Origin of the sequence: Micromonospora sp. M61 (assembly GCF_018070245.1) — a bacterium.
Taxonomy (GTDB): Bacteria; Actinomycetota; Actinomycetes; order Mycobacteriales; family Micromonosporaceae; genus Micromonospora; species Micromonospora zamorensis.
On record NZ_JAGPYA010000117.1, the window covers coordinates 1 to 6,781 of the forward strand.

Here is a 6,781-nt window from a genome sequence, read left to right on the forward strand (position 1 = left end):
GCGGCACCCGGCCGGGCCCGGCTACGTGTCGCTGCGGGCCACCGCTCGGGACACCGCCGGCAACACGGTGACCCAACGGATCATCCAGGCGTACCGGTTGCGCTGAGGCGTACCCCGTCCGGGTCCGTCAGTCGTTGGCGTGCAGGGCGGCGTTCAGCTCGATGCCCCGGCCGGTGCGCGGCCGGGCCTCCAACGCGCCGTTCACGGAGTTGCGCCAGAACAGCAGGCCGTCGACGCCGGACAGCTCCCGGGCCTTGACCACCCGGCCGTCCGGCAGGGTGATCTTCGACGCGGCGGTGATGTAGCAGCCCGCCTCGACTACGCAGTCGTCGCCGAGGGAGATGCCAACACCGGCGTTCGCGCCGATCAGGCTGCGCTCGCCGATGCTCACCTTCTCCGTGCCACCACCGGAGAGCGTGCCCATGATCGAGGCGCCGCCGCCGACGTCGGAGCCGTCGCCGACCAGCACGCCCTGCACGATGCGCCCCTCCACCATCGAGGTGCCCACGGTGCCGGCGTTGAAGTTGACGAAGCCCTCGTGCATCACCGTGGTGCCGGCGGCCAGGTGCGCGCCGAGGCGGACCCGGTCGGCGTCGGCGATCCGCACACCGGAGGGCACCACGTAGTCCGTCATCCGGGGGAACTTGTCCACCCCGTACACGGACAGGTGCCGGCCGGCCGCGCGCTCGATCACCCGCAGCTCGTCCACCCGCTCCGGCGGGCACGGCCCGGCGGACGTCCAGGCCACGTTGGCCAGCTTGCCGAAGATGCCGTCGAGGTTGAGCTGGTTGGGTCGCACCAGGCGGTGCGAAAGCAGGTGCAACCGGAGGTACGCGTCGGACGCGTCCTTGATCGGGTCGTCCAGCGAGCCGATCACGGTGACCACCTGGACGGTACGCAGACCAGGCAGCGACCGGTCACCGAGCGCGGCCGGCGGCAGGTCGAGCACGTCCGCCTTGTCCTCGCCGGAGACCAGCGGCAGCTCACCCAGGCCCAGCTTGCCGGTCGGGTACCAGGTGTCGAGCACCTGCTCGTCGGCGGTGACCGTGGCCAGGCCGATGCCCCAGGCGGAATCTGCGGACGTCACTGTTACACCTCTCGGTCACGGCCGAGCTGACCTCGGCTCGCTCCTCGCGCTGACAGACCTGAAGGTACCGTGCGATTCATGGAGAACCCGCTGACCCCCGAGGTCCTCGCCGATCCGGTGCAGCTGACCCGCGCTCTGGTCGACATAGAGTCCGTGTCCCTCAACGAGAAGGCGATCGCCGACTGTGTCGAAGAGGTGCTGCGGGGCGTACCGCACCTGACCACCCACCGACACGGCAACACGGTGATGGCGCGCACCGACCTCGGTCGGTCGCAGCGTGTCGTGTTGGCCGGGCACCTCGACACGGTGCCCCTGAACAACAACTTCCCGTCGACCATGCGTGGCGACCTGATGTACGGCTGCGGCACCTCCGACATGAAATCCGGCACCGCGTACGCGCTGCACCTGGCGGTGACGCTGCCCAACCCGCGCTACGACGTGACGTACTTCTTCTACGAGGCTGAGGAGATCGAGTCGCGGTACAACGGGCTCAACCTCGTCGCCCAGGCGTTCCCGCAGTGGCTGGAGGCGGACTTCGCGGTGCTGCTGGAGCCGACGTACGGCATCGTCGAGGCGGGCTGTCAGGGCACCATGCGCTCGGTGGTCACCACGACCGGGGTACGCGCCCACTCGGCGCGCTCCTGGCACGGGGTGAACGCCATCCACGCCGCCGGTGAGGTGCTGCGGCGGCTCCAGACGTACGAGGCGCGGCGGGTCACCATCGACGGCTGCGACTACCGCGAGGGCATGAACGCGGTGCGGATCAACGGTGGGGTCGCCGGCAACGTGGTCCCCGACCACTGTGAGGTCGAGGTCAACTACCGGTTCGCCCCGGACCGCAGCCCGGCCGAGGCGGAGGCGCACCTGCGGGAGGTGTTCGCCGGCTTCGAGGTGGTGGTGACCGACACCGCGCCGGGCGCTGCCCCCGGGCTGGAGGCGGCCCCGGCGAAGGAGTTCCTGGCGGCGGTCGGTGCCGCGCCGATCGGCAAGCTGGGCTGGACGGACGTGGCCCGGTTCGCGGCCATGGGCATCCCGGCGCTGAACTTCGGCCCCGGCGACCCGAACCTCGCCCACCACCCCGACGAGCACGTCGAGATCAGCAAGATCCGCGACGGCGCGGCAACCCTGCACCGCTGGCTGGCACCAGCCTGACCCGGCCGCCGCCTCTCGCGCCTGCTGGCGCTCTGCCGGTGATCAAGAGGTTTGCGTCAGCCTGGCCCGTTGTCGGCGACGCAAACCTCTTGATCAGCTCCGGGTGGTGCGGGGGAGACGTTGGTTGGGTCCTGGTCGCGGGTGCGGCGGCGCTCGGCCACCACGTCTCGGATCCGTCGCTGCATCTGGCGACGGATCCGGATCATCTCGTTGTTGCTGATCACGCTGTCTCCTCCCCCGAAGGCGCGCGCCCGGGCATACCCGGTATGTGAATAGTAAGACGTACGGGGGAGCCGAATAGTTGCCCATGATCCCGAACTATTTCTCGGCGTCCCCGCCCCGCACACCCGGCCGGTGTCGCTCCACTACGGTTGCCCCATGAGCCAGAACAACGGGCGGGAGGCCGGTCGCGGTCCGGGACAGGAGCGGCACCGGGGCGCTGTCACTCTGCGCAGAGGGGCGATTCCGAGCAGCACCGCCGACCAGCGGTTGCTGGATTCACGTGGGCGGGGCGACTGGAAGACCAAGGACGCCTGGCGTGCGCTGCGCATCCTCTCCGAGTTCGTCGAAGGCTTCGACACCCTCGCCGACCTGCCACCGGCGGTCAGTGTGTTCGGTTCCGCCCGCAGCGGACCGGACAGCGCGGAGTGCCAGCTGGCCGAGCAGTTGGGCGGCGCGCTGGCCCGGGCCGGCTACGCGGTGATCACCGGGGGTGGGCCGGGGGTGATGGAGGCCGCCAACCGCGGTGCCAGCGAGGCCGGTGGGCTCTCCGTCGGGCTCGGCATCGAGCTTCCGTTCGAGCAGGGCATCAACGAGTGGGTCGACCTCGCCATCGACTTCCGCTACTTCTTTGCCCGCAAGACCATGTTCGTGAAGTACGCGCAGGCGTTCGTCGTGCTGCCCGGTGGCTTCGGCACGATGGACGAGCTGTTCGAGTCGCTCACGCTGGTGCAGACCGGCAAGGTGACCCGGTTCCCGGTCGTGCTGATGGGGGTCGCGTACTGGCAGGGGCTGCTCGACTGGATGCGCGACACGATGGCCGCCGACGGCAAGATCGGCCCGGTCGACCTGGAACTGATCTGTCTCACCGACGACGTCAACGCCGCAGTCCGCCACATCGTCGAGGCGGAGGCCGCGCTCTCCGTCGAGCAGGAGGCGGTCCGTGACGAGGCCGTCGCCCGCACCGGCGCGGACCAGCAGGCCGCCGCCGAGCAGGCCGCCGATCAGCCACGGGACAACTGATGGCGGCGATCTGCGTCTTCTGCGCCTCGTCCCGCACCCTCGACCAGCGTTGGTTGGACCTGGCCGCCGAGACCGGCGCGGAGCTGGCCCGGCGCGGGCACACGCTGGTCAGTGGTGGCGGCTGCGTCGGCATGATGGGCGCGCTGGCCGACGGTGCCCGATCCGCCGGTGGGCGCACCGTCGGGGTGATCCCACAGTCGCTGGTCGATCTGGAGGTCGCCGACCTGGCCTCGGACGAGCTGCTGGTGACCGACTCGATGGACAGCCGCAAGACCCTGATGATCGAGAAGTCGGACGCGTTCCTCACCCTGCCCGGCGGGCTGGGCACCCTGGACGAGCTGTTCGAGGTCTGGACCACCGCGACCCTCGCCCTGCACACCAAGCCGATGGTGCTGATCGACACCGACGGGTTCTACCGCCCCCTGCTGGACTGGCTCGACGCCCTCGCCGACCAGAACTTCCTCAAACCCGCCGGCCGCAATCTCCTGACAGTGACCACCACGGTCCCCGAAGCCCTGAACGCCCTAGAGTCCCGCCTAACCTGACCCCCTGCCCTGCCCTCCCCCCTGCCCCGGGCGTCCTCACCCTGTTGATCATGAAGTTAGCGTCACCGCCGTCGGCGTGTCGCGCCGCTAACTTCATGATCGACGGAGGTGGATGGGGTGGGGTTGGGGTGGTGGGGTTGGGTGGGAGAGTGGGGGTTCGGTGGGTTGGGGTGGGTGTCGTACGGGTCTGATGGGATGAGCTGATGCAGGCGTACCGGTTGGTGCGGCGGTCCGGGGGGCCGGCGCGGGGGGACGGGGCAGCGCCTTCCGGCGCTTCCGTGCCCGCCAGCGGCGCGCCCAGGGGCGGTGTCGGCGAGTCGGGTGGGCCAGAGCGCACGGGTGGGCCTGAGCGCGGGGCGCGGCCTGAGTCGGTCGCCGGGTCCGCAGGTGTGGCCGGGTCTGAGCTGGCGGCCGGGCGCGAGCTGGCCGGCGGCGGCGGTTGGCGGGTCGATCCGGTGCAGGCCGAGGTGGTCGGGCACACCGACGGGCCGATGCTCGTGCTCGGCGGTCCGGGCACCGGCAAGACCAGCACGCTCGTCGAGGCGGTCGCCGCCCGGGTGGCCGAGGGGGTCGACCCCGAACACATCCTGGTGCTGACCTTCGGCCGCCGAGGCGCGACCGCGCTACGCCAGCGCATCGAGGCCCGGATCGCCCAGGACGGCCACCGGGTGCTGCGCGAGCCGCTGGTGCGCACCTTCCCGGCGTACGCCTTCGGGTTGCTCCGCCGAGCCGCCGCAGAACGGGGTGAGCCCTCACCCCGGCTGCTCACCGGCCCCGAGCAGGATCTGATCATCCGCGAGCTGCTGAACGTTGTGGGTGAGGAGCCCGAGGACGACCCGGTCGGTTGGCCGACCGACCTGCGTCCCGCCCTGCGCACCCGGGCGTTCGCCGGTCAGCTGCGCGACCTGCTCATGCGTGCCGCCGAGCGGGGCGTGGGCCCTGTCGACCTGGCCCGGCTGGGCGAGAAGCTCGGCCGCGAGGACTGGCCGGCCGCCGCCCGCTTCCTCCGCGAGTACGTGGCAGTGCTCGCGCTGCGGGACGTCAGCAACCGGGGCTCCATCGCGTACGACCCGGCCGAGCTGGTCCGGGCGGCCACCGGGCTGCTGCGCGACGACGAGGAGCTGCTGGCCGCCGAGCGCCGCCGCCTCACCCACGTCTACCTCGACGAGCTGGCGGACACCGACCCCGCCCAGGTGGAGCTGCTTTCGGTCATCGCGGGCGGAGGCAAGTCACTTGTCGCGTTCGCCGACCCGGATTCCTCCACGTACGCCTTCCGGGGCGCCGACCCGGCCGGGGTGGCCACCTTCCCGCACCGCTTCCGGACCGCCTCCGGGGCGCCGGCCGCGCAGGTGCTGCTGACCACGTCGTACCGGGCCGGGCCGGGTCTGCTCGCGGCGATCGCCCGGCTGGGTCGCCGGCTGCGCGGCCCGGCGGCGCACCGGCGGCTGCACCCGCTGCCGGACGCGCCGCCCGGGGTGGTCGAGGTGCACACGTTTCGCTCGGCGACCAGCGAGGCGGCCTGGCTGGCCCACGCGCTGCGCTCGGCCCACCTGCTCGACGGCGTGCCGTGGTCGCGGATGGCGGTGCTGGTGCGGTCCACCGCGTTGCAGTTGCCCACCCTGCGGCGGGCACTGCACGCTGCCGGCGTACCCACCGTGGTGCACGGCGAGGACCTGCCCCTGCACCTGCAACCGGCGGTCGCGCCACTGCTGCTCCTGCTGCGCTGCGCGCTCGAACCAGACCGGCTGGACGAGGAGGCGGCGGTCGCGCTGCTGCACTCGCCGCTGGGCGGAGCCGACCCGCTGGCCGAGCGGCGGCTGCGGCAGGGCCTGCGTGCGCTCGCGCTGGCCGGCGGTGACCGACGCCCCTCCGGGGAGCTGATCGTCGAGGCGTTGCGCGATCCGACGGAGCTGGCCGACATCGACCGGCGCTGGGCGGAGCCGGCGCAGGCGGTGGCCGGGCTGCTGGCCACCGCACGGGATGCTGCCGCCCAACCAGGGGCGACCGCCGAGGACGTGCTCTGGGCGGTCTGGGACGCCAGTGGTCTCGCCGAGCGTTGGGCTGGTGCGATCATTCAGGGGCGGCCGGCGGCCGGCGAGGGAGACCTGGCCCGGCGGCGGCGGGCCGAGGCGGCCGACCGTGACCTGGACGCCGTGCTGGTGCTCTTCGACGCGGCGGCACGGTTCACCGACCGACTGCCCGGTGCCCGCACCGAGGTCTTCCTCGACCACGTGCTCGCCCAGGACCTGCCGGCCGACACCATCGCCCCGACCGCCGACCGGGGCGCGGCGGTCCGTCTGCTCACCGCCCACGCCGCGAAGGGCCTGGAATGGGACCTGGTCGCGGTGGCCGGCGTGCAGGAGGGCATCTGGCCGGACCTGCGACTGCGCGGCAGCCTGCTCGGCTCCGAGCGCCTCGTCGACGTGTTGGCGGGTCGATCGGCCGGCGGCGCGGCCGTGGCGAACGTGGTGGGTCAGACCTCGGCGTTGCTGGACGAGGAACGCCGGCTCTTCCATGTGGCCATCAGCCGGGCCCGGCACCGACTGCTGGTCAGTGCCGTGGCATCGGCCGCAGTCGGCGGTGACGACCACGAGGAACAGCCGAGCCGGTTCCTGCACGAGCTGGGCCCAACCGCACCACCCACCCCGCCACCCGGTCCACCCGCCCCACCCACCGCGCCACCCCGTCCGCCCCCCCCACCCACCCCGCCAACCGCGCCCCCCACCCGCCCCCCCCCCCCCGACCCCCGTGGGGC

6 protein-coding genes are annotated in these 6,781 nt (G+C 72.4%); 4 read left to right on the forward strand and 2 right to left on the reverse strand.

Annotated features, from left to right (window positions below; all coding sequences use genetic code 11):
• Positions 1-127 precede the first annotated feature (127 nt).
• The gene (gene dapD / locus KBX34_RS32535) at positions 128-1,087 is read right to left on the reverse strand and encodes a 2,3,4,5-tetrahydropyridine-2,6-dicarboxylate N-succinyltransferase (RefSeq protein WP_141911048.1); all 960 of its coding nucleotides are present in this window, start codon (positions 1,085-1,087) and stop codon (positions 128-130) included.
• Positions 1,088-1,165: 78 nt separating this feature from the next.
• On the opposite strand from dapD, the gene dapE reads away from it, so the two are divergent.
• Positions 1,166-2,239 carry a succinyl-diaminopimelate desuccinylase gene (gene dapE / locus KBX34_RS32540; protein WP_099848438.1) on the forward strand — a complete coding sequence of 358 codons (1,074 nt, stop codon included), beginning with the start codon at positions 1,166-1,168 and terminating at the stop codon, positions 2,237-2,239.
• 56 nt (positions 2,240-2,295) lie between these two features.
• Here dapE and KBX34_RS32545 read toward each other — a convergent pair whose 3' ends face one another.
• Complete coding sequence (locus KBX34_RS32545) at positions 2,296-2,463, reverse strand: hypothetical protein (RefSeq protein WP_157744075.1); 168 nt, start codon at positions 2,461-2,463, stop codon at positions 2,296-2,298.
• Between the two features lie 154 nt (positions 2,464-2,617).
• Between KBX34_RS32545 and KBX34_RS32550 the strand changes: the two genes are divergently transcribed.
• The 3 genes from KBX34_RS32550 to KBX34_RS32560 form a co-directional block, all read left to right on the forward strand.
• Complete coding sequence (locus KBX34_RS32550) at positions 2,618-3,481, forward strand: TIGR00730 family Rossman fold protein (protein WP_088950068.1); 864 nt, start codon at positions 2,618-2,620, stop codon at positions 3,479-3,481.
• On the forward strand, positions 3,481-4,026 hold the full coding sequence (locus KBX34_RS32555; RefSeq protein ID WP_088950067.1) for a TIGR00730 family Rossman fold protein: 546 nt from the start codon (positions 3,481-3,483) through the stop codon (positions 4,024-4,026). Before KBX34_RS32550 ends, KBX34_RS32555 begins: the two co-directional genes overlap by 1 nt.
• Before the next feature lie 203 nt (positions 4,027-4,229).
• On the forward strand, positions 4,230-6,781 hold a 2,552-nt coding region (locus KBX34_RS32560; protein ID WP_210928919.1), incomplete at its 3' end, for an ATP-dependent helicase.